The organism is Streptomyces sp. NPDC007095, from assembly GCF_040634475.1.
Taxonomy (GTDB): Bacteria; Actinomycetota; Actinomycetes; order Streptomycetales; family Streptomycetaceae; genus Streptomyces.
Genome location: NZ_JBEYFS010000135.1, coordinates 1 through 21,830 on the forward strand (window position 1 = coordinate 1; position 21,830 = coordinate 21,830).

20 protein-coding genes are annotated in these 21,830 nt (G+C 71.5%); 5 read left to right on the forward strand and 15 right to left on the reverse strand.

The genetic code is table 11. The features are described 5' to 3' along the window. Positions 1-149: 149 nt before the first annotated feature. From ABZ656_RS36025 to pdhA, 3 genes are read right to left on the reverse strand one after another with little or no spacing between them, the layout of a single operon-like run. Entirely contained in the window at positions 150-1,535 is a 1,386-nt protein-coding gene (locus ABZ656_RS36025; RefSeq protein ID WP_360273702.1) for a dihydrolipoamide acetyltransferase family protein, read from the reverse strand. After that, positions 1,535-2,539, reverse strand: coding sequence for an alpha-ketoacid dehydrogenase subunit beta (locus ABZ656_RS36030; protein WP_101399209.1), 1,005 nt, complete (start codon positions 2,537-2,539; stop codon positions 1,535-1,537). The genes ABZ656_RS36025 and ABZ656_RS36030 overlap by 1 nt, the downstream gene beginning before the upstream one ends. Then, positions 2,536-3,678 carry a pyruvate dehydrogenase (acetyl-transferring) E1 component subunit alpha gene (gene pdhA / locus ABZ656_RS36035; RefSeq protein WP_101399207.1) on the reverse strand — a complete coding sequence of 381 codons (1,143 nt, stop codon included), beginning with the start codon at positions 3,676-3,678 and terminating at the stop codon, positions 2,536-2,538. The genes ABZ656_RS36030 and pdhA overlap by 4 nt, the downstream gene beginning before the upstream one ends. Before the next feature lie 188 nt (positions 3,679-3,866). Between pdhA and ABZ656_RS36040 the strand changes: the two genes are divergently transcribed. Next, positions 3,867-4,352, forward strand: a complete 486-nt coding sequence (locus ABZ656_RS36040) for an Lrp/AsnC family transcriptional regulator (protein ID WP_101399205.1) — start codon at positions 3,867-3,869, stop codon at positions 4,350-4,352. A 128-nt stretch (positions 4,353-4,480) separates the two neighbouring features. Here the strand turns inward: ABZ656_RS36040 and ABZ656_RS36045 are convergent, their stop codons facing one another. Both ABZ656_RS36045 and ABZ656_RS36050 read right to left on the reverse strand, forming a co-directional pair. Continuing rightward, positions 4,481-5,071: a TetR/AcrR family transcriptional regulator gene (locus ABZ656_RS36045; protein ID WP_067384791.1), complete on the reverse strand. Its 591-nt coding sequence runs from the start codon at positions 5,069-5,071 to the stop codon at positions 4,481-4,483. Next, entirely contained in the window at positions 5,068-6,582 is a 1,515-nt protein-coding gene (locus tag ABZ656_RS36050; protein ID WP_101399203.1) for a 3-hydroxyacyl-CoA dehydrogenase, read from the reverse strand. Before ABZ656_RS36050 ends, ABZ656_RS36045 begins: the two co-directional genes overlap by 4 nt. Before the next feature lie 148 nt (positions 6,583-6,730). On the opposite strand from ABZ656_RS36050, the gene paaN reads away from it, so the two are divergent. After that, positions 6,731-8,431 carry a phenylacetic acid degradation protein PaaN gene (gene paaN / locus ABZ656_RS36055; protein WP_101399201.1) on the forward strand — a complete coding sequence of 567 codons (1,701 nt, stop codon included), beginning with the start codon at positions 6,731-6,733 and terminating at the stop codon, positions 8,429-8,431. Positions 8,432-8,453: 22 nt separating this feature from the next. On the opposite strand, the gene ABZ656_RS36060 is transcribed toward paaN, so the two are convergent. From ABZ656_RS36060 to ABZ656_RS36070, 3 genes are read right to left on the reverse strand one after another with little or no spacing between them, the layout of a single operon-like run. Continuing rightward, positions 8,454-9,197, reverse strand: coding sequence for a TrmH family RNA methyltransferase (locus ABZ656_RS36060; RefSeq protein ID WP_101399199.1), 744 nt, complete (start codon positions 9,195-9,197; stop codon positions 8,454-8,456). Next, complete coding sequence (locus tag ABZ656_RS36065) at positions 9,194-10,423, reverse strand: HTTM domain-containing protein (protein ID WP_101399197.1); 1,230 nt, start codon at positions 10,421-10,423, stop codon at positions 9,194-9,196. Before ABZ656_RS36065 ends, ABZ656_RS36060 begins: the two co-directional genes overlap by 4 nt. Beyond that, on the reverse strand, positions 10,420-11,253 hold the full coding sequence (locus ABZ656_RS36070) for a DUF5819 family protein (RefSeq protein ID WP_360273709.1): 834 nt from the start codon (positions 11,251-11,253) through the stop codon (positions 10,420-10,422). Before ABZ656_RS36070 ends, ABZ656_RS36065 begins: the two co-directional genes overlap by 4 nt. A 376-nt stretch (positions 11,254-11,629) precedes the next feature. Between ABZ656_RS36070 and ABZ656_RS36075 the strand changes: the two genes are divergently transcribed. Further along, complete coding sequence (locus tag ABZ656_RS36075) at positions 11,630-12,763, forward strand: acyl-CoA dehydrogenase family protein (RefSeq protein ID WP_101399193.1); 1,134 nt, start codon at positions 11,630-11,632, stop codon at positions 12,761-12,763. Positions 12,764-12,921: 158 nt separating this feature from the next. Here the strand turns inward: ABZ656_RS36075 and ABZ656_RS36080 are convergent, their stop codons facing one another. From ABZ656_RS36080 to ABZ656_RS36095, 4 genes are all read right to left on the reverse strand, one after another. Next, positions 12,922-13,251, reverse strand: coding sequence for a rhodanese-like domain-containing protein (locus tag ABZ656_RS36080; protein ID WP_101399191.1), 330 nt, complete (start codon positions 13,249-13,251; stop codon positions 12,922-12,924). 71 nt (positions 13,252-13,322) lie between these two features. Then, the gene (locus tag ABZ656_RS36085) at positions 13,323-14,222 is read right to left on the reverse strand and encodes a hypothetical protein (protein ID WP_360273712.1); all 900 of its coding nucleotides are present in this window, start codon (positions 14,220-14,222) and stop codon (positions 13,323-13,325) included. A gap of 58 nt (positions 14,223-14,280) precedes the next feature. After that, positions 14,281-15,783, reverse strand: a complete 1,503-nt coding sequence (locus ABZ656_RS36090; RefSeq protein WP_168493644.1) for a DUF2252 domain-containing protein — start codon at positions 15,781-15,783, stop codon at positions 14,281-14,283. Positions 15,784-15,919: 136 nt separating this feature from the next. Then, positions 15,920-16,291 (reverse strand): helix-turn-helix domain-containing protein, encoded by a 372-nt coding sequence (locus ABZ656_RS36095; RefSeq protein WP_360273716.1) that lies wholly within the window; start codon positions 16,289-16,291, stop codon positions 15,920-15,922. A 104-nt stretch (positions 16,292-16,395) separates the two neighbouring features. Between ABZ656_RS36095 and ABZ656_RS36100 the strand changes: the two genes are divergently transcribed. Then, positions 16,396-17,049: an NAD(P)H-dependent oxidoreductase gene (locus ABZ656_RS36100; protein WP_101399183.1), complete on the forward strand. Its 654-nt coding sequence runs from the start codon at positions 16,396-16,398 to the stop codon at positions 17,047-17,049. 238 nt (positions 17,050-17,287) lie between these two features. Here ABZ656_RS36100 and ABZ656_RS36105 read toward each other — a convergent pair whose 3' ends face one another. Together ABZ656_RS36105 and ABZ656_RS36110 are read right to left on the reverse strand one after the other, a co-directional pair. Beyond that, positions 17,288-18,130: an NAD(P)H-binding protein gene (locus tag ABZ656_RS36105; protein ID WP_101403586.1), complete on the reverse strand. Its 843-nt coding sequence runs from the start codon at positions 18,128-18,130 to the stop codon at positions 17,288-17,290. A gap of 126 nt (positions 18,131-18,256) precedes the next feature. After that, a complete protein-coding gene (locus tag ABZ656_RS36110) occupies positions 18,257-19,291 on the reverse strand; it encodes a YafY family protein (protein WP_101399181.1) in 1,035 nt (344 codons plus the stop codon). A 155-nt stretch (positions 19,292-19,446) separates the two neighbouring features. On the opposite strand from ABZ656_RS36110, the gene ABZ656_RS36115 reads away from it, so the two are divergent. Then, positions 19,447-20,049 carry a TIGR03086 family metal-binding protein gene (locus ABZ656_RS36115; RefSeq protein ID WP_101399179.1) on the forward strand — a complete coding sequence of 201 codons (603 nt, stop codon included), beginning with the start codon at positions 19,447-19,449 and terminating at the stop codon, positions 20,047-20,049. Positions 20,050-20,184: 135 nt separating this feature from the next. Here ABZ656_RS36115 and ABZ656_RS36120 read toward each other — a convergent pair whose 3' ends face one another. Beyond that, positions 20,185-21,696 carry an FAD-binding protein gene (locus ABZ656_RS36120; RefSeq protein WP_360273722.1) on the reverse strand — a complete coding sequence of 504 codons (1,512 nt, stop codon included), beginning with the start codon at positions 21,694-21,696 and terminating at the stop codon, positions 20,185-20,187. Positions 21,697-21,830 lie beyond the last annotated feature (134 nt).

A 21,830-nucleotide genomic window follows, 5' to 3' on the forward strand; every position in this document is an offset into this window, starting at 1 on the left:
GTGGACACCAAGCGGGCACGGCTGCTGCTCAACGGCGTACGCCTGGAGATCCCCCGCCCGCGAGGACGACGGCGTCGTACGGGGCGGCGGGGCCGGGGGTCCCCGGTGGCTCGGACGCGGTCATCCCCCGAGTATGCGTGCCGCCGCGATCACAGGGAACGCAGGAGCACCGCCGGCTGTTCGACGCAGTCCGCCACATACCGCAGGAAGCCGCCCGCCGTGCCGCCGTCGCACACCCGGTGGTCGAAGGTGAGCGAGAGCTGGACGACCTGGCGCACGGCCAGCTCGCCCTCGTACACCCAGGGCTTGGGGACGATCCGGCCGACGCCGAGCATGGCTGCCTCGGGGTGGTTGATGATCGGCGTGGAGCCGTCGACGCCGAACACCCCGTAGTTGTTCAACGTGAAGGTGCCGCCCGTGAGGTCCGCGGGCGTCAGCGTGCCGGTGCGTGCGGCCTCGGTCAGCCGGGCGAACTCCGCGCTCAGCGATTCCGCGTCGCGCGTGTGCGCGTCCCGGACGACGGGGACGACGAGACCACGCTCGGTCTGTGCCGCGAAACCCAGGTGGACGTGGTCGAGGCGGACGATCTCGCGGGCTTCCGTGTCGACCGTCGAGTTGAGCTCCGGGTAGCGGGCCAGTGCGGCGGTGCAGATGCGGGCGAGCAGAGCCAGCAGGGAGATCTTGAGGCCGCCGGTGGCGTTCATCGCCCTGCGCGCGTGCAGGAGTTCCGTCGCGTCGGCGTCCACCCAGCAGGTCGCGTCGGGGATCTCTCGACGGCTGCGGGAGAGTTTGTCGGCGACCGTGCCGCGGATGCCACGAAGGGGGATGCGGGTGCCGGCCGTGGCAGGCGCCAGGCCCACAGGGGCGGATTCGGAGGTGCGCGGGGCGAGCGGGGTTTCCGGCTCCGGGACCGGGGTGCCGGCCGAGCGCAACGCGTGCTCCACGTCCGACCGCAGGATCAGCCCGTCGGGGCCGGAGCCAACCAGGGTCCGCAGGTCCAGGCCGTTTTCCCGGGCGAGCCTGCGGACGAGCGGGGAGATCACCGGCACGGGGCCGTCGACGCGGCTCGTCGTCGCGATGTGCTCATGGGCCGGCCTGGGCTCCCGCGCCGGGGCACCCGGGTGGTTGTCGGCGGCGGAGTGGTGCGCGGGCCGGGTCTGCGCGTGCGCCCCGGGCGGAGTGGTTGCCCCGGCGGGCGGCCGTACCCTTCTGCGTCGCGCCGGTGGCGCCCCGGTGCCGTACCCCACCAGCACGTTGCCGGAGCCCTCGGTCTCTTCGCCGGAGGACGGCGCGCCGACCGCGACGGTCAACAGGGGGGAGCCCACGGGCAGTTCCGTGCCCTCCTCGCCGAAGCGTGCGGTGACCACGCCTCCGTAGGGGCAGGGGACCTCGACCATCGCCTTTGCCGTCTCGACCTCGACGACGGGCTGGTCGACGGCTACGACGTCGCCGACCTCCACCAGCCAGCGGACGATCTCCGCCTCGGTGAGTCCCTCACCGAGGTCGGGGAGCTTGAACTCGAGCACCTGGGCCATCAGCTGTCCGCCTCCCATTGCAGACGCCCCACGGCGTCCAGGATCCGGTCGACGCCGGGCAGGTGGTGCCGCTCCAGCATCGGCGGCGGATACGGGATGTCGAAACCGGCGACGCGCAGCACCGGCGCCTCCAGGTGGTGGAAGCAGCGCTCGGTGACGCGGGCCGCGATCTCGCCGCCCGGGCCGCCGTAACCGCCGGCCTCGTGCACGACGACCGCGCGTCCGGTCCGCCGTACCGATGCCGCCACGGTCTCGTCGTCGAAGGGCACGAGCGAGCGCAGGTCGACGACTTCGAGGTCCCAGCCCTCGGCCCGTGCCGCCTCGGCCGCCTCCAGGCAGACGGGCACGGACGGCCCGTACGTGATGAGCGTGGCGCTGCGGCCCGGGCGTCGCACCACCGCGCGGCCTATCGGTTCAACGGCCGGTGGCTCGTCGGGGTTCCAGGAGTCCTTGGACCAGTACAGGCGCTTGGGCTCCAGGAAGACGACCGGGTCGTCGGAGGCGATGGCGGCGCGCAGCAGCCCGTAGGCGTCGGCGACGGTCGCGGGGGTGACGACATGGAGCCCGGGGGTCGCCATGTAGTACGCCTCGGAGGAGTCGCTGTGGTGCTCGACGCCGCCGATGCCGCCGCCGTACGGGACACGGATGGTGATCGGGAGCGGCATGGCGCCGCGGGTGCGGTTGCGCATCCGTGCCACGTGGGAGATCAACTGCTCGAACGCCGGGTAGGCGAACGCGTCGAACTGCATCTCCACGACCGGCCTGAGCCCGTACATGGCCATGCCGACGGCCGTCCCCAGGATGCCCGCCTCGGCGAGCGGGGTGTCGGTGCAGCGATCCTCGCCGAACTCCTTGGCGAGCCCGTCGGTGACACGGAAGACGCCGCCCAGGGTGCCGACGTCCTCGCCCATGACGTGGACGGTCGGGTCGGCGGCCATGGCGTCGCGGAGCCCGCGCGTGAGGGCCTGCGCCATGGTGGCGGGTTTGAGCGCGACAGTGGTCATCGGGCCGTACCCTCCGTCTCGGCCTCGGCCGCGAGCTCGGCGCGCAACTGCGCCTCCTGCTCACGCAGTTGAGGTGTGGGCTCGGCGTACACGTGGGCGAAGAGGTCCATGGGGTCGAGCACCGGGTCCTGGTTCATGCGGGCGCGCAGGTCGGCGGCCATGGTCTCGGCGGCCTCGCGGGCCTCCCGTATGCCGTCGTCGTCTAGCAGGCCTCGCTCGGTCAACTCGTGTTCCAGGAGGGCGATCGGGTCGTGCGCCCGCCAGGTCTCGACCTCGGAGTCGCCGCGGTAGCGGGTGGCGTCGTCGGCGTTCGTGTGGGCCTCCATGCGGTACGTCACGGCCTCGACCAGCGTCGGACCGCCTCCCGCGCGCGCGTGGCGCACGGCGTCGCTCAGGACCTCGTGCACGGCCGCCGCGTCGTTGCCGTCGACCAGCCGGCCGGGCATTCCGTAACCGACGGCCTTGTGGGCCAGGGAGGGAGCGGCGGTCTGCTTGGCGAGCGGGACGGAGATGGCGAAGCCGTTGTTCTGGACGAGGAAGACGACCGGGGCCTGCCAGACCGCCGCGAAGTTCAGCGCCTCGTGGAAGTCGCCCTCGCTGGTGCCGCCGTCGCCGACCAGGGCGAGCGCGACCACGTCGTCGCCCTTGAGGCGGGCGGCGTGCGCGAGGCCCACGGCGTGCGGGAGCTGGGTGGCGAGGGGGGTGCACAGGGGTGCGATGCGGTGCTCGTGGGGGTCGTAGCCGGTGTGCCAGTCGCCGCGCAGGAGGGTGAGGGCCTGGACGGGGTCGAGGCCGCGGGCGACGGCGGCGAGGGTGTCGCGGTAGCTCGGGAAGAGCCAGTCGCGCTCCTCCAGGACGAGTGCGGCGGCGACCTCGCAGGCCTCCTGGCCGGTGCTGGAGGGGTAGACGGCGAGGCGGCCCTGCTTGGTGAGGGCGGTGGCCTGCGCGTTGTAGCGACGGCCGCGCACCAGTTCCGCGTACAGGCGGCGCAGCAGGCCCGGGTCGACCTGCGCGGCGGCTTCGGTGCCGAGGACGCGGTGGGGCAGCGCGTCGGGCAGCAGCGGCGCGGGGTCGGTGCGGGGCTGCCAGGCGGGCGGCGGCGTGGGCCGGTAAGCGCCTCGCTGCTCCATGACCGTCATGACGGCACCTCCTCGTGGGAGCGGCTTGGGCGCTGCACGGGTGTGAGGCGCCTCACCTACCGATTGTTCGGTCGTCGGCACATTTTGGCTACAGGCACCGCCAGGCTGTGGACAAACGGTTCTGCACAGCCTGAGATGGACGCAGTACGTCCATGGTAGGGAGGCGGGGGGACATGGCACCTGAACAAATGGCCGAGCCGCCGGAGGCCGGCCCCGTCCCGCCACCCGCCCGTCCGCTCGACGCCATCGATCAGGACATCCTGCAGATGCTCCAGGCGGACGGCCGCGCCTCGATACGCTCCGTGGCCGAACGGGTCCATGTGTCCCGCGCCAACGCCTACGCGCGGATCAACCGGCTCATCGAGGACGGCGTGATCCGCGGCTTCGGGGCGCGCGTCGACCACGAACGCGCCGGGCAGGGCACGTCCGCGTACATCACCCTCAAGATCGTGCAGAACTCCTGGCGCACGGTCCGTGAGCAGCTCAGGATGCTGCCCGGCGCCTCCCACATCGCCCTGGTGGGCGGCGACTTCGATGTCCTGCTCCTGGTGCACACCCCCGACAACAGAGCCCTCCGCGAACTGGTCCTCACCCGCCTCCAGGCCATCCCCGAGGTCCTCAGCACCCGAACACTCCTGGTCTTCGAGGAGGAGGACCTGGAGCCGGAGGGGTGACCGAGCCGGAGGGGTGACCGAGCCCGAGGGGTGACCGAGCCCAAGGGGTGACCGAGCCCAAGGGGTGACCGAGCCCAAGGGGTGACCGAGCCCAAGGGGTGACCTCCGTGCCGGGGGCGGCCGAAGCGTCACGCCTCGTTCCGGAGCCCTCCGAAGACCAGCTGCGCCACCGCGTCGGCGACCTCGCGTTCGCCCATGCCCCTGCTGTCGGGGCGGTACCACTCGACGAGCGAGTTGATCATTCCGAAGACCAGGCGGGTCGCGAGGCGGACCTCGATGTCGCCGCGTACGTCCCCGTCGGCGGCCGCGGCCTTCAGGAGTTCGGCCACCTGGTGGTCGAACTCGCGGCGCCGCTCCAGGGCCCAGCGCTCGGTGCCCGTGTTACCGCGCACGCGCAGCAGCAGGGTCACGTACGGGAGTTCCGCGGTGAGTACCTCGACCATGCGCCGTACGACGTACTCCAGGCGCTCCACCGCACGCCCCACGCGCGCGTGCTCCTCGTCGAGGATGCCGAAGAGGCCGTCCAGGGCCCGGCTGACGGCGCGGCGCAGCAGCTCCTCCTTGCCCGTGACGTGGTGGTATATCGACGACTTGGAGATGCCGGCCGCCTTGGAGAGGTGCTCCATGGAGGTGCCGTCGTAGCCGCGTTCGTTGAAGACCTGGACGGCGACGGAGAGCAGGCTCTCGGGGGTGTACGTATCACGCTTGGCGGTGGTCATGAGGTTCCCTCGCGCTTCTCGGTGGCGTACGCGTGGCGGTAGAGCGCGAGAGAGGGCGCGTAGCGCCCGGAGGGATCGCGCTGGTGCAGGTCGTCCAGAAGGGAGCAGGCCCAGCTCCGGCCGAGCCTGCGGCTCCATTCGAAGGGGCCCAGGGGGTAGTTGACCCCGAGCCGCATCGCGGTGTCGATGTCCTCCTCGGTGGCGACGCCCTTGGCGACGGCGTCGTGCGCGAGATCGACGATCCTCGCCACGGTCCGGGCGACGATCATGCCGGGCACGTCCCCGATGACGCTGACGGTCTTGCCCAGCGCCTGGAAGAGACCGACGGCCTCGGAGAGGGTCTGCGGGGCGGTGTCCTGGGAGGCCGAAAGGGCGATCCTGGTCGCCCGGCGGTAGTCGAGCGCCAGGTCGAAGTAGACGACGTCGCGGAACTCGACCGACGTCTGGCCGTCGGCGAGGACCAGCTGGCCGCCGCTGGGCAGCACCAGTCGGGTCCCGTGGTCCTCCTCGTCCTCGCGGACCTGGATTCCCGCCTCGCGAAACAGCGTGAGCAGTTCGGAGGCCGGACCCAGGTCGCCCTCGGCGACGACGTACGCGGGCGCCTGCGCCTTCTCCGCGGTGTGCGGCTCGGGACGCTCGGCGTCGGCCCCGTGGTCGTACCAGCCGTGCCCCGTCTTGCGGCCGAGCCGACCGGACTCGACGAGCCGCCGCTGGGCGAGCGAGGGCGTGAAACGCACGTCCTGGAAGAAGGACTGCCACACGGAGTGCGTCACGGACTCGTTGACGTCCTGGCCGATCAGGTCGGTCAGCTCGAAGGCCCCCATCCGGAAACCGCCGGACTCGCGCAGGACGGCGTCGATCGTCGCGGGGTCGGCGGCCTGCGCCTCGTACACCGCGAAGGCCTCGGCGTAGAAGGGCCGGGCGATGCGGTTGACGATGAAGCCGGGGGTGTCGGCGCAGGCGACCGGCGTCTTCCCCCAGGCGCGTGCCGTCTCGTACGCGCGCGTGGCCGACGAGAAGTCGCTCGCGTACCCGGAGACGACCTCCACCAGCGGCAGCAGCGGCGCCGGGTTGAAGAAGTGCAGTCCGACCAGACGGCCGGGGTTGCGCAGGGCGCCGCCGATGGCCGTGACGGACAGGGACGAGGTGTTGGTGGCGAGCAGACAGTCGTGCTCGACGATGTCCTCGAGCTCGCGGAACAGCTGCTGTTTCGCCTCGAGTTGTTCGAGCACCGCCTCGATGACGAGCGCGCAGTCCGCCAGCTCGGCGAGGCTGTGCGCGGGGTGCAGCCGGGCGCGTGCCGCGTCCCGGTCGGCGGCGACGAGCCGGTCCTTCTCGACGAGCCGGTCGAGGCGCGCGCCGATCGCTTCGGCCGCCGCGTCGGCACGCCCGGGAACCGTGTCGAAGAGCCGCACGGGGTGGCCCGCGACGAGCGCGACCTGGGCGATGCCCTGGCCCATGGTACCGGTGCCGACGACGGCCACGGGGCTGTTGAGGTCGAGTGCTGTCATGTGCGCGATCCTCCCGCACGGGGTTTTCCACAGATGCGGCGGACCCCCTTGTCCCGACCGATCGTTCGGTTACTCTAACTCTGTCCGGCTGTTTCTGCCCAGGTCATGAGCTCAGCGAAGAGTTCTTGAGACGAGGAGATGGTCCCGCATGGCCGCCGAACTGACCCCGCACGAGCTGACCGCCCAGCACCGGCCCACGCTCGACCAGGCATTGGAAGCGATCCGTACGCGCGCGTACTGGTCCCCGCACCCCGAGCACCCGAAGGCCTACGGGGAGAACGGCAGCCTGAGCATGCCCGAGGGCAAGGCCGCCTTCGACGCCCTCCTCGGCAGTCGCCTCGACCTCGGCCAGCCCGGCACCGACGACTGGGTGGGCGGCGAGATCTCCCCGTACGGCATCGAGCTGGGCGTCACCTACCCGCACGCGGACGTCGACGTGCTGCTGCCCGCCATGCGGGCCGGACAGCGGGCCTGGCGCGACGCGGGCGCGGAGATGCGCGCGATGGTCTGTCTGGAGATTCTCAAGCGGATCGCCGACCGCACGCACGAGTTCGCGCACGCGGTCATGCACACCAGCGGCCAGGCCTTCATGATGGCGTTCCAGGCGGGCGGCCCGCACGCGCAGGACCGCGGCCTGGAGGCGGTGGCGTACGCGTATGTGGAGCAGGTCCGCACCCCCGACACCGCGGAGTGGACCAAGCCCCAGGGCAAGCGCGACCCGCTCACGATGACCAAGCAGTTCACGCCGGTGCCGCGCGGCATCGCGCTGATGATCGGCTGCAACACCTTCCCGACGTGGAACGGCTATCCGGGCCTGTTCGCCTCCCTGGCCACCGGCAACGCCGTGCTCGTCAAGCCGCACCCGCGCGCGGTGCTGCCGCTCGCGCTCACCGTCCAGGTCGCGCGCGAGGTGCTCGCCGAGGCGGGCTTCGACCCGAACCTGGTGGCGCTGGCCGCAGAGCGGCCCGGGGAGGGCATCGCCAAGACCCTGGCCGTGCGCCCCGAGATCCGGATCATCGACTACACCGGGTCGACGGCGTTCGGCGACTGGCTGGAGACCCACGCCCGCCAGGCGCAGGTCTACACGGAGAAGGCCGGCGTCAACACGGTGATCGTGGAGTCGACCGACGACTACAAGGGGATGCTGTCCAACCTGGCCTTCTCCTTGTCCCTGTACAGCGGCCAGATGTGCACGACCCCGCAGAACCTCCTCATCCCCCGCGACGGCATCCGTACGGAGGAGGGCTCCAAGTCGTACGACGAGGTGGTCGCCGACCTCGCCCGGTCGGTCGACGGACTCCTCGGGGACGACGCGCGTGCAGGCGGGCTGCTGGGCGCGATCGTGAACCCGGACGTCAAGGCGCGTCTGGAGGCCGCGGCGGGGCTCGGCGAGGTCGCCCTCGCCTCGCGGGAGATCGCCAACCCGGAGTTCCCGGACGCGGTCGTCCGCACCCCGGTGATCGTCAAGCTCGACGGCGCGCGGAAGTACTGGGAGGGTGCCGACGACGAGGCCGCCTACATGAACGAGTGCTTCGGACCGGTGTCCTTCGCGGTCGCGGTCGACTCGGCGGGGGACGCGGTGGAGCTGCTGCGCCGGACCGTCCGGGAGAAGGGCGCGATGACCGTCGGGGCGTACACCACCGACGAGGTCGTCGAGGAGGCCGTGCGGGAGGCGTGTCTGGAGGAGTGCGCCCAGCTGTCCCTGAATCTGACGGGCGGCGTGTACGTCAACCAGACGGCGGCGTTCTCGGACTTCCACGGGTCGGGGGGCAACCCGGCGGCGAACGCCGCGCTGTGCGACGGGGGCTTCGTGGCCAACCGGTTCCGGGTGGTGGAGGTCCGGCGTTAGGACCTGATCCGCCGGACAGGCCCTACGGCCCCTGCGGGGCGCTCCAGTGGAACAGGGTCATGGCCACGCTCGTCGCCAGGTTGTAGCTGGAGACCTGCGGGCGCATCGGGAGCGACACCAAGTGATCGGCACGAGCGCGCAGGTCGGCGGAGAGGCCACTGCGCTCGGAGCCGAACGCGAGCACGGCGTCGTCCGGGAGCTTCAGTCCCCGGATGTCCTCGCCGTCCGGGTCGAGGGCGAACACCGGCCCGGACGGCAGCTCGGCCACCGTCAGCCGCTCCACGGCGGTCGCGAAGTGCAGGCCCGCCCCGCCCCGCACCACCGTGGGGTGCCAGGGGTCGAGGGTGCCGGTCGTGACGACGCCGGTGGCGCCGAAGCCGGCCGCGAGGCGGATCACGGCACCGGCGTTCCCGAGGTTGCGTGGCTGGTCGAGGACGACCACGGGGGCGGTGCGGGGCGTGCGGGCCAGCGCCCGCAGATTGGCCTCGCGGGAGGGACGTACCGCCAACGCGGCCACCGCGGTCGGGTGCGGACGCGGGACGAGGGAGCGGTACGTGGCCTCCGGGACCTCCACCAGGAGAGCGTCCAGGGTGTCCCGTACGTCCGGGGCCAGCTCGTCGGTGAGGGCGAGCGCCGCCTGCCGGTCGCCGGTGACCGCCACCAGGACCTCGGCCCGGAAGCGCACGGCGTGCTTGAGGGCGTGGAAGCCGTCGAGCAGGACGGAGGTGTCGGCGAGGCGGCGCCAGGCGCTCACGGGGTCCTTCATGCGGTGAAGCCTACGTGCGGGTCCTCGGCCGGCTCCGGGGTGCGCGGCTCCTGGGCGCGCTGGCCCGGCAGCTTGCGGGCGCCGGGCGGGAACAGTCGTCCACGCGCGCGCGCCGCCCATCCCCCGAGGCGCCGCAGGAACGACGTCGGCAGGAACACCGCGTCGGCGGCGATCATCGCGAGCGAGAAGAACGGCAGCCCGAGGACCACGGCGATCACGGCGTGCTCGGTCATCATGGCGGCCAGCAGGACGTTCTTGACGCGCCGGTTGATCAGAGTGAAGGGGAAGGCGACCTGCACGGCGACCGTCCCGTAGGTCACCAGCATCACGATCGTGCCGTGTGAGGCCAGCAGGTCGGACAGCGCGGGCCAGGGGGAGAAGTAGTCCAGGTGGAGCGGGTAGTAGACGGCGGTGCCGTCCTGCCAGCGCGAGCCCTGGATCTTGTACCATCCGGCGGTCGCGTAGATCAGACACGCCTCGGCCATGATCACGAGCAGGGCCGCGTTGTGCACGGCGTTGGCGATGACATCGAGCAGGATCCGAGGCTCCGCGGCGCGCGCCAGGCGGCCGACGGCCCACCACAGCGCCTGGACCGCCCACAGCCCCCAGAAGACCACCAGCCAGCCGGGGCTGAGCCGCCCCGCTCCGGTCGCCGCGGCCAGCAGCAGGCCGAGCGCCGCCCACAGGACGAGACCGACCCGGTCCTGGGCCCCGGCCCGCGGGAGGTCCCCACGCGCGCGTGCCTCCCGCGCGAGCCGGGCCCGCCGGGCGTCCAGCGACCACACCTGTCCACAGCGCGTGAACACCAGATAGATCGCCATCAGGTGGATGACGTTGTCGCCGCCGTCCCCCATGAAGATGCTGCGGTTCTGCAGCGAGAGCACGCCGACCATGAAGAGCACGGACATCGTGCGGGTCCGCCATCCCACCAGCAGCAGGAGAGCGGAGAGGGCGGCCAGGGTGTAGACGATCTCGAACCACACCTGGCTGTCGGACCACATCAGGATAGTGAAGGCGTGGTTGTCCGCGACGAGCCGCTGGGCGAGGTCCCACTTCCACGGTCCGTCGGGGCCGTACATCTCCTGGCGGTGCGGGAACTCGCGCAGCAGGAACAGCAGCCAGGTGGCGGCGAAGCCGATGCGGATCACGGCCGTCTGGTACGGGCCGAGGGCCGCGTCGGCGACCCGGGCGATACCGCGCGAGATCGACACTGCGATGCGGTTCATCGGGCGCTCGCCTCCGTCCGCGCGTCCGTCACGTCCTCCTCGGGAACGGTCCACCACGGCAGCTCGCGCAGGGCGGGCGTGTCGGACACCTGCTCCTCGCTCCATTTCGGGGGCGGCACGTTGGTGGTACGGGAACGGACCTGGACGCTTTCGACGACGGCGCCTTTGCCGCCGGCCCCCTCACGCTCGAGACGCAGCATGACGACCCGGCGCAGATAACGCTGGGAGAGGTCGCCGCGCAGGCCCACCGGGCGGTTCTGGTTGTCGTGCGTACCGATGTAGAAGTCCCAGGCCCGGCGCAGTTCGTTCTGCTGGGTGTGGCTCGGCAGCAGATTGCCGTCGATCGCCGCGCCGTCCAGCGCGGACAGGTCGTACCAGCCGGTCTCGGTGATGCTAGCGTCCGCGCCTCGGACCTGGGCACGGACCTGCACGTCGATGTTCTGCTGCAGCGGGTTGGGGGCGAAGAGCTTCCAGTTCTGCTCGAACTCCGGGTAGATCCAGTCGTCGATCGCCCGGCCGTGCTGCTTGGTGACCGTGTTCGAGGGCGCGACGTGCAGGAACACCATGCCGAGGTGCACACAGGCGACGACCGCGACGACCGCGAGGGCGAGGGCGGCGACGATCTGGGAGCGGAGGGGGAGGGACGCTATGCCGGTGGGGGCGGGGACGGGGACGGGGGGATCGGCGGCGGATGCCTGGGGGACAGGTTCCTGGTCCGTGGAGGGGGTGCTGTCAGGGGTGGAACCGGCGGAGGCGGGGCCCTCGGGCAAGGAGCCGTCAGGGCCGTCCGGCAGGTGCCGGGCCTTCGAGCCCTCGTCGTACTCGTCCATTCCGCCCCGATTCCCGATCCCGGTCCGATTCCCGCCGCCGGGCCGCGCGGCGCCGTGGCACCTGCGCGCACCACACCGCAGCGTGCGCACGGGAACGGTACTCAGGCCGGACCGCCAGGCACAGCCCCATTCGGCACAGTGCGCACAACAGCGACACAACAGCGACCCCGAGGTTATCCACAGCGGTGGACACCCTACGGCCGCCCGCCCCGGTACGTGATGTGACGTAACGCAACAAACCGAACGATCGGTCCGCCGGGGCGGTGGGACTTCCGCGGGCGAACCGTTCCCTTCTTGTAGAACCTGTTCTATCTTGACGCTCCGTCAGATCCGGTGTCCGCCGGGTCGGTGGGTCGGTGCGTGGGAGGACAGGACCGTGGACTTCACCTTCACCGAGGAGCAGCAGGCGGCGGTCGAGGCGGCGAAGGCGGTGTTCGGCGGGGTCGCGCCGGACGGAGTGCCCAGTCCCGCGGTCACCGCGGGCGCCGTCGCCGACGACTTCGACCGGGCGCTGTGGGCGAGGCTCGCCGATGCGGATCTGTTGAGCCTGTTGCTCGCCGCGGAGTACGGCGGGGCCGGCCTCGACGCGATCGCGCTGTGCCTGGTGCTGCGCGAGGCGGCGAAGGTGCTGGCGCGCGTGCCGTTGCTGGAGAACAGTGCGGCGGCGGTGGCCGTACAGGCGTACGGCGGCGAGGAGCTGAAGACGGAGCTGCTCGCGCGGTCGGGCCGGGGCGAGATCGTGCTGACCGTCGCGGCGAACGGGCGGACCGGGCACGACCCGGCCGAACTCGCCGTGACCGCACGGCGGGACGGTGACGCGTGGGTGCTGGACGGGGTGCAGACGGCGGTTCCGTGGGCGGAGAACGCCGACTTCACCGTCGTACCCGCGCACACGGGCGGCGGCCAAACGGTCCTCGCGCTGGTGCCCCGGGCCCATGAGGGGGTCGTCCTCGGCGAGCAGATCTCCACGACCGGGGAACGGCTCGGCGAGCTGCGTCTGGAGTCCGCGCGGATCACCGCCCGGGATGTCATCGAAGCGGACGGGGCGTGGGAGTGGCTGCGGGAGCTGTTGGCCACCGGGACATGCGCGCTGGCGCTCGGGCTCGGTGAGCGGGTGCTCGGTATGACGAGCGCGTACACGGGCAAGCGGGAGCAGTTCGGGTTCCCGGTCGCCACGTTCCAGGCCGTCGCCGTGCAGGCCGCCGACCGCTATATCGACCTGCGGGCGATGGAGGCGACGCTGTGGCAGGCCGCGTGGCGGATCAGTACGGGGGCGGGGGGTGCGCTTCCTGCCTCCGGGGACGTGGCCGTCGCCAAGATCTGGGCGTCGGAAGGGGTACGGCGGGTCGTGCAGACCGCACAGCATCTGCACGGGGGGTTCGGCGCCGACGTCGACTACCCGCTGCACCGGTACCACGCCTGGGCCAAGCAGCTTGAACTGTCGCTCGGACCGGCGGCGGCACACGAGGAGGCACTGGGGGATCTGCTCGCGGCCCATCCCCTGGGCTGAACCCCCACGCCCGCGGCGCGTCTTCGCCTCTCCGGGCGTGGGCGAGCCCCGGGCAGCGGTGGGACGCCGCGCGGCGTGATGATCGCCGCTCGGCAAAGGCGGGCGCGGGCGTGAACCCGTACGGGTGGGCTCCAGCGGGCGTGAACCCCTGCCGGTGGCTACAGCACGAAGCCGGGGGTGCCCTTGTCGTCCACGACCGGGCGGCCGGCGGCGGCCCAGACCTGCATGCCACCGTCGACGTTCACGGCGTCGATGCCCTGCTGGACCAGGTACATCGTGACCTGCGCCGAACGGCCGCCGGAGCGGCAGATCACATGGATCCTGCCGTCCTGCGGCGCCGCCTCGGTCAGCTCGCCGTAGCGTGCGACGAACTCACTGATGGGGATGTGCAGCGCCCCCGCGGCATGGCCCGCCTGCCACTCGTCGTCCTCCCGGACGTCCAGCAGGAAGTCTCCGTCCGCGAGATCCCCGACCTCGACCGTGGGCACACCAGATCCAAAACTCATGCCCCCGACGCTACCCGACCGCGCAGGCGGCCCGAAGCCCCACCGGCCAGGCCCTAGCCGACCAGCCGGGCCAGCTCCTTCTCGCGCTCGTCGACCTGGGCCAGCAGCTGCTCGGCGATCTCTTCCAGCAGCCGGTCCGGGTCCTCCGGTGCCAGCTTGAGCATGGCGCCGATGGCGCTCTCCTCCAGCTCGCGGGCGACCAGGGCGAGCAGTTCCTTGCGCTGGGAGAGCCACTCGAGGCGGGCGTAGAGCTCCTCGCTGCGGCTCGGCTTCCACTCCTCGGGCACCGGGCCCGCCGCCCACTCCTCGGACAGCTCCCGCAGCAGGGCCTCGTCGCCACGGCTGTACGCGGCGTTGACCCGGGCGATGAACTCGTCGCGCCGCCTGCGCTCGTCGTCGTCCTGAGCCAGATCGGGGTGGGCCTTGCGGACCAGCTCACGGTAGAGCTGACGGGCCTCCTCACTGGGGCGCACGCGCTGCGGGGGGCGTACGGGCTGGTCCGTCAGCATCGCCACCGCCTCGGGGAACAGTCCCTCGGAGTCCATCCAGCCGTGGAAGAGCTCCTCGACCCCGGGCATCGGCATGACCCGCGCCCGCGCCTCGTCCGCCTTGCGTATGTCCTCCGCGTCCCCGGTGCGCGCGGCGACCGCCTCGGCGATCTGCGCGTCCAGCTCGTCAAGCCGCGAGTACATCGGGCCGAGCTTCTGGTGGTGCAGGCGCGAGAAGTTCTCGACCTCGACGCGGAAGGTCTCCACGGCGATCTCGAACTCGATCAACGCCTGCTCGGCCGCCCGCACGGCCCGCTCGAGCCGCTCCTCGGGCCGCGCCTGCGCCTCGGGCGCCGCCTCCGGTGCGGACTCGTCGTGGGCATCCGCATCCCCGGTGCCCTGGGGCCGGGCATCCTCGGCCTGGGTACGGTCGGACTCGCTGTGCTCGGCTTCCGGGGTCGTCACCCGACCAGACTAGGCCACGGCCCCGTACGACTCGCGGCCTTCCCCCGGCCGGGGCGGCTCACACCCCGAGCTCCGCCGCCACCCGCCCTTCCCTGACCGCCGTGACCAGCTCCGCGTGGTCCGCCTCCGTACGGTCGGCGTAGGCCACGGCGAACGAGGCGATGGACTCGTCCAGCTCCTCGCTCTTCCCGCAGTACCCGGCGATGAGGCGGGGGTCGGCGGTGTGGGTGTGGGCGCGGGCGAGAAGGGCGCCGGTCATGCGGGCGTAGTCGTCGACCTGGTCGGCGGCGAGGGCGGCGGGGTCGACGCTGCCCTTGCGGTTGCGGAACTGGCGCACCTGGAAGGGGCGGCCTTCGACGGTGGTCCAGCCGAGCAGGATGTCGCTGACGACCTGCATGCGCTTCTGGCCGAGGACGACCCGGCGGCCCTCGTGCGGCACCTCCGGTATGGCGTGGCCGGCCGTCGCCAGGTGCGGGAGCAGCGCCGAGGCGCGGGCCTCCTTCACCTGGAGGACCAGAGGTTCGCCGCGGTGGTCGAGGAGCAGCACGACGTAGGAGCGGGTGCCGACGCTGCCCGTGCCGACGACGCGGAAGGCGACGTCGTGCACCGCGTACCGCGCGAGGAGGGGGAGGCGGTCCTCGGAGACAGTGGTCAGGTAGTGCTCCAGCGAGGCCGCGACCGCCGCCGCCTCCGCGTCGGGTACACGGCGCAGCACCGGAGGCGCGTCCACGAAGCGGTGGCTGCCGTCCTCCGTCGGCTGGGTCGACTTGGCCGCGAACCGTCCGCTGGTGTTGGCCCGCGCTTTCTCCATGACCCGCTCCAGCGTGCCGAGCAGGTCGTGGGCGTCGGCGTGGGAGACGAGTTCCTCGTCCGCGATGGCGTTCCACGCGTCCAGTACCGGGAGCTTCGCGAGCAGCCGCAGCGTACGTCGGTAGGCACCGACCGCGTCTTGGGCGGCCTTGCGACAGGCGTCCTCGTCCGCGCCCGCTTCCCTGCCCGCGAGCACGAGCGAGGTGGCGAGGCGCTTGAGGTCCCACTCCCAGGGGCCGTGTGCCGTCTCGTCGAAGTCGTTCAGATCGATGACCAGGCCGCCGCGCGCGTCTCCGTACAGGCCGAAGTTGGCCGCGTGGGCGTCGCCGCAGATCTGGGCGGCGATGCCGGTCGTGGGGGTGCGCGCGAGGTCGTAGGCCATGAGGCCCGCCGAACCACGCAGGAAGGCGAAGGGAGTGGCGGCCATCCTGCCGACCCGTATCGGAGTGAGCTCCGGGATCCGGCCGAGGTTGGACTCCTCGACGGCTGTCACCGCGTCCGGGCGGCCGGCGTCGAAGGTCAGCTCCGCGTGCGCGGCGCGCGGCACCCGTCGGCGCAGCGCCTTGCCCTCTTCCTTGGGTGCGGCCTGCACGGGACGGCCCGCGAATCCGCGCACTCCGAAGACCCCGGAGATCCTGGACGCCTGTCGGCCCTGCTCGCTCTGGTGGTCCTGTTCGCCCTGATGGTCCTGCCCGCCCGGCCGGCTCCGCTGGTCCTGCTGCGCCTGATCCGCTGCACCAAGATCCGTCATACCGACTGCCTCCCCCGTCACGCACGAACATCAACTCGTGATGACCGTACCGCCGGTGGCTGAAACGCGTCAGACCCTGTGGACAACTCCCGGCCTGTGGAAAACCCGGCCCCTCCGAATCAGCCCCGGTTCAGGGTCACTTGCGCAGTTCGCCCGGGCACGGCGGACTCTCCGGCAGGTGCTGCTCCGCCCAGGTTCCGAGTTCCACGAGCGCGGGCTGCAATGCGGCCCCCGCCTCCGTCAGGCCGTACACGACCCGCAGCGGAGGGCCCTCGTCGACCTCGCGGACGACCAGCCCCGCCGCGCCGAGTTCCGTGAGGCGGTCGGAGAGCATCCGTTCGCTGATGCCGGGGATCGCTCTGCGCAGGTCGGCGAAGTGCGCGGGGTGCGGCAGCAGCACGGCCACGACCAGGCCGGTCCAGCGCTTCCCGAGCAGTTGGAAGACACGGGCCATGCCGTCGTCGACCCTCTGGCACGGCCCTGCGTCGTGAGTCCCCGGCTCTGGCATGGGTCCAGGGTACTGTGTTCCCGTAGGGGGATGAAAAAAAGTAAGTAGCTGTGTTATCTCTAGTCCAGTACGAAAAGTTCGCCCCCTTCTCCTGGAGATTCCCCATGGCCACCCTCCTGCACATCGACTCGTCCGTTTTCCCGGGCGCAGCCTCCGCCTCCCGCACGGTCACGGACGCGTTCCGCAAGGCCTGGGAGGAGCAGCACCCGCAGGGCACCGTGATCTACCGCGACCTCGCCGTGAACCCGGTCCCGCACATCACGGCCGACGCCCACACCGCCGGTTTCGCCCCCGCGGACGCGCACACCCCCGAGCAGGCCGCCGCCTTCGCCGAGCGCCTGACGTTCATAGAGGAGCTGGAGCAGGCGGACGCGATCCTGATCGGCGCGCCCATGTACAACTTCACGATCCCCTCGACCCTCAAGGCCTGGCTGGACCAGGTGATCCTCATCGGCCGTACCGCCATGAGCGAGGACTCGAAGGTCAAGGGCACCCCGGTCACGGTCGTCGCCAGCCGCGGCGGCTCCTACGCGCCGGGCACCCCGCGCGAGGGTTACGAGTACGTCCAGAACTACCTGGAGGCGATCCTGCGGGACACCCTCGCCCTGGACGTCCACGTCATCGTCCCGGAGCTCACGATGGCGCCGCACAACCCGGCGATGGCCGACCTGATCCCCCTTTACGAGGCCTCCCGCGCCAAGGCCGTCGACGAGGCGGCCACGAAGGCCAAGGAGTTCGCCGAGCGCTTCGCCGCGTAGCCCCTCCGGGGGAAGGCCGGGTAAGCCCCGGTGCGCCCCTGACGACGCGACGGCCCCGCAGGTTCGTGACCTGCGGGGCCGTCGCGTCGCACGAGCCGACGCACCATACGTACTGTCGTGACACGTACCGTCGTGCGGCCGTATGGGCCGCCGGATGCCCACTGCCGCGGGGGATGGATCGCAGCGGGCATCCGGCGGCGGTACCGGGGGGACAAGCAGGCCGAGCGAGCCGTGCGGGCTACTTGAACGCCGGGAGGCTGCGGCTCACCCAGCCGGAGAAGGGGGTGGCCGGGCGGCCCAGGACCTTCTCCACATCGGGACTGACCCGCTGCTCGGCGGGGAGCGGGGCGCCGAGGATGTCCAGGGTGCCGGGGATGACGTCCTCGGGCATGAACTGGGCCATGTGGGTGTGGGCGGCCTCGCGGGTCAGTTCCACGAAGGTCACTTCCTCACCGATGGCCTCGGCGATCACCTCGGCCTGCGCACGCGGGCTGACCGCTTCGGGGCCGGTCACCTCGTACGTACGACCGGCATGGCCGTCCTCGCGCAGGACGACCGCGGCGACCGCGGCGATGTCCGCGGGGTCGACGACCGGCAGGGCCACGTCACCGAACGGGGCGAAGACCGTGCGGTCGGCACGGACCGACTCGGCCCAGGCGAAGGCGTTGGAGGCGAATCCACCCGCGTGCAGAATCGTGAAGTCGAGGCCCGAGCCGCGTACGGCCTCCTCGAACTCGCGCAGCCTGCCGTGCGAGGCGGAGTCGGGACGGGTGGCGTTGATCTGCGAGGAGAGCAGGACGACCCGCTTGACGCCGGCGTCCCTGGCGGCGGCCAGCAGGTCGGTCGCGGCCTCCCCGTAACCGAGCAGTTCGCCGGCGAGCAGGATGAAGAAGGCGTCGGCGCCTTCGAGGACCGGCCGCATGCTCTCGGCGCTGCCGAGGTCGGCCTGGGCGTGGCGGACACCCTCCGTCGGGGAGGGCAGCGGGCGGCGCGAGACCGCCACGACCTGCTCCCCCGCCTCGGCGAGCGCCTCGATCAGCGGACGTCCGACATTTCCGGTGGCTCCGGTGACGACAATCATCAAGAACAACTCCCTAGTGCGTTAATCCGAACCAGTAATCAGCAGTCATTGGCTTCATCGGTGTGGGGCATGGCGTGGGGGATGGAGTGGGGGGTGGAGTGGGGGATGGTGTGGGAAATCCGCCGGTCATCCGTGGTTGGCGGACATGACAGGGACGCTAACATCCTCCGTATAGTAGGTACCTACAGGAAAGTGGCTATCCGAGTGGGTCTCTTCCTTGTGGCCGCCGTACACCGCGGTGAGCGAGCGGCCCAGCCGTACGAGCGACTCCCGCGCCTCCGGCGGATCGAGCACCTCGACGCGGCTGCCGAGACCGGCCAGTTGCGCGGCGAGCACCTCCACCGACGGGCCGTCGGCCGTGAACTCGACCCGGCCGTCGATCTGGGCCTCGCCCGTCCGTAACCGCCCGCCCAGCAGTTGCCGCAGCACCGGCAGGGCGTCGCGGTCGGCCCGCGCCCGTACGGTCGCCGCGGTCAGCCGCTGCTCCACCTCGGCGGCCAGCTCCCGCCAGGCGGCGGCGAGGTCGAAACCCTCCGGGCGCCGCACCCGCTCACCGGTCCGGGTCGCGGAGGTGACCCTGCTGAGCCGGAAGGTGCGCAGTCCCTCCTCGGTCCCGGCGACGAGGTACCAGCGGCCGGCCTTCGAGACCAGGCCGAGCGGGTGCACCGTGCGCTCGCCGGGAGCCCGGTCGGGATGGGCGTAGCCGAGCCGGACCTGTTCGCCGTCGAGCACCGCCCGCTCCAGGGTGTGCTGGTGGGGGCCGCCGCCACCCGCCGTGCGCGACCAGTCGACACCGTCGATGAGGATGGCCTTGGCGGCCGCCTCGGCGTGCGGCCGCATGGGCGCGGGCACTGCCCGCATCAACTTCCTTAACGCGGCTCGCAGTTCGGGCGAGGCCGACAAGGGGCCCGCGGCCAGGAACAACGCCCCGATCTCCCGCGAGGTGAAACCGGTCAGATCGGTGCGGGCGCCACCGACCAGGCTCCAGCCGCCGCCCCGGCCGCGCTGCGAGTAGACGGGGACACCGGCGGTGGTGAGGGCCTCCAGGTCACGGCGCGCGGTGCGCTCCGACACTTCCAGTTCCTGGGCCACCTCGCGCACGGTCACCCGCCCGCGCGCCTGGAGCAGCAGCAGGGTCGCCACCAGACGGTCAGCCTTCACAGCAACCGGCCCCCTCCGAGATTTCGAGATCTGAGATCCGGGATTTTGAAACGCTTTGAGCCAATACATCTATTTTCAGCAAGATCTGATGAGGCTTCGGTAATAGGCCACAAGATGACCTGTTTGACGTCGACGATGAACACATGACTCAAGACATGGCTGACAGCACCAATCCCCCTGCCAACCCGCCCACCGACCCCCGCGGCGGCCTGTTCAAGGCCGTCGAGCTCACCGGACGTACGCTCGCCGCGTTGCGCCCCGAGCAGTACGACACCGTCACCCCGTGTCCCGACTACTCGGTCCGTGACATGGCCAACCACGTGGTGTCCGTGCTGCGCCGGGTCGCCGTCATGGGCGCGGGCGGCTCCTTCATGAGCGTTCCGCACTTCGCCCAGGACGTCGCCGACGGCGACTGGGCCAGGGCATGGGCGGAGGCGACGAAGGAGTTCGACGCGGTGTGGTCGGACCCGGCCGTACTGGGCCGCCAGATCGGCCTGCCCTGGGGCCCGGTTCCCGGGGTGGTCGCCTCGGTGATCTACACCAACGAGTTCGTGCTGCACGCCTGGGACCTGGCGAAGGCAACCGGTCAGAGCCCCGAGTGGGACCCGGAGATGCTCGCCGCGCCGCTGGCCAACATGCACCGGGCCGTCCCCGCGGAACCCCGCGGCGGCCAGGTGCCGTTCGGCCCGGTGGTAGAGGTGCACGAGGACGCTCCCGACATCGACAAACTGGTGGGCTGGTACGGACGTCGTCCCTGACGAGGGGACGCGGCAGACGATCGAGCGGGCGGGCCGCCGGACATCGATCCGGCGGCCCATCCGCATGTCCGGGTTCATGAGATGTCCGGGTTCATGAGTCATCCGGGTTCATGAGTCATCCGGGTTCACGAAGCGTCAGGCTCCGATGCCCTGGGCGAACTTGAAGTAGCGGTACGGGTCGTACTTCGCCTTCACGACCTTCAGCCGCGCGTAGTTCTCGGCGTAGTACGACTGCCGCCAGTTCGGCAGCTCCGCGTCCATCCAGTTCTGGTACGTCTCGCCGTTGGACAGCGGGTCGATGGTGTCGAACCCGTGGTCGACCCAGCTCGTGGCGACGGCCTTGGTCTCGGCGGTGACCTGGGCCGGGTCGTTGATCAGGACCCGGTAGTTGACGGAGAAGAGCGAGTCACGGTGCACGTAGGCCGTGTCGGTGCGGGCCGGGTCGTTGGCCGCGCCCCCGAAGAAGTGGAAGTCGAGGTACCGGGCCTGCCCGGCCTTGCGGTCGGCGTCGAAGGCCGTCACCACGTTCGCCCAGTCGCTCTGCGCGTAGGGCGCGCTGCCCAGCCGGGTCCGCTCCAGACCGAAGGCCGGCCGGGTGAGCACCCCACTCGGCGACTTCCCGGCGCGCTGGCACTGGTCCTGGGTCAGAGTGCTGCAACCGAAGATCATCATCATGACCTGCTGGTACGTCATGACCGCGTCCTGGCGGGCCGTCACCGCGCCGGTCAGCGACAGCAGCCTCGCCGCCTCCGAGGCCAGTTCGGCCGGGGTGCCGCGGGAGGCGAGGAAGACGTTGAGCGCCGGTACGGTGCCGGGCGCCGCGTCGGCCTGGACGAGGTAGGCGCCGCCGCCGATGGTGCGGGGGGCGTCCACCAGCCACTGGCCCACGCCGTGCAGCACGTCGGCGGCGCGGTCGTACGGGAAGATCAGGTTGCTGATGGCCATCTGGTCGCCCTCGTGCGGGGTGACCGTGAAGCGGGTGACGACGCCGAAGTTGCCGCCACCGCCGCCGCGGATCGCCCAGAAGAGGTCGGGGTGGCTGGTCGGCGAGGCGGTCACCACACAGCCGTCGGCGAGGACCACCTCGGCCGAGGTGATCACGTCGCAGGCCATACCGGTCGGGCGGGTCAGGAAGCCGAAGCCGCCGCCCTGGAGGAAGCCGCCGGCCGACACGGTGGGGCAGCCGCCCTCGCTGACCACCAGGGCGTGCGGGGCGAGCGCGTTGAGTATCTCGACGTTCTTGGCGCCGGGGCCGATGTCGACGGTGCCGCTGCCGACGGTGATCGCGTTGAGCCGCGACACGTCGATGATCAGGCCGGGGGTGGTCGAGTAGCCGCCGAAGCTGTGGCCGCCGCTGCGGACCGCGGACGGCAGTGCGTTGTCCTGGGCGAAGCGCAGCGCGACGGAGACGTCGGAGGAGCTGACGCAGTACGCGACGGCCTGCGGGTTGACCGAGTCGAACTGGCCGAGTTCCAGCTGCTTGGCCACGCCGTAGCCGGAGTCGGTGGGCAGCACCAGCTGTCCCTGGAGCTTGCCGGCGAGGGTGCTCCAGGGGGCGGACGAGCCCGCGGAGACGGGGCTGTTGGGCAGGACGGCCAGACCGACGGCGGCCGTTCCCGCACCGATCAGTGCTCTACGAGTGATCACGGATGTCCCAAGGTTCTAGGAAACGGTGGATGTAGGCGGAAGTCAGTGGGGGGAGGCGTAAAGGGAGGAGCAAGGGGGCCGGCGCCGGGCCCACGGGGGGAAGGTGGGCCCGGCGCCGGATCCGGGGGGAAGTG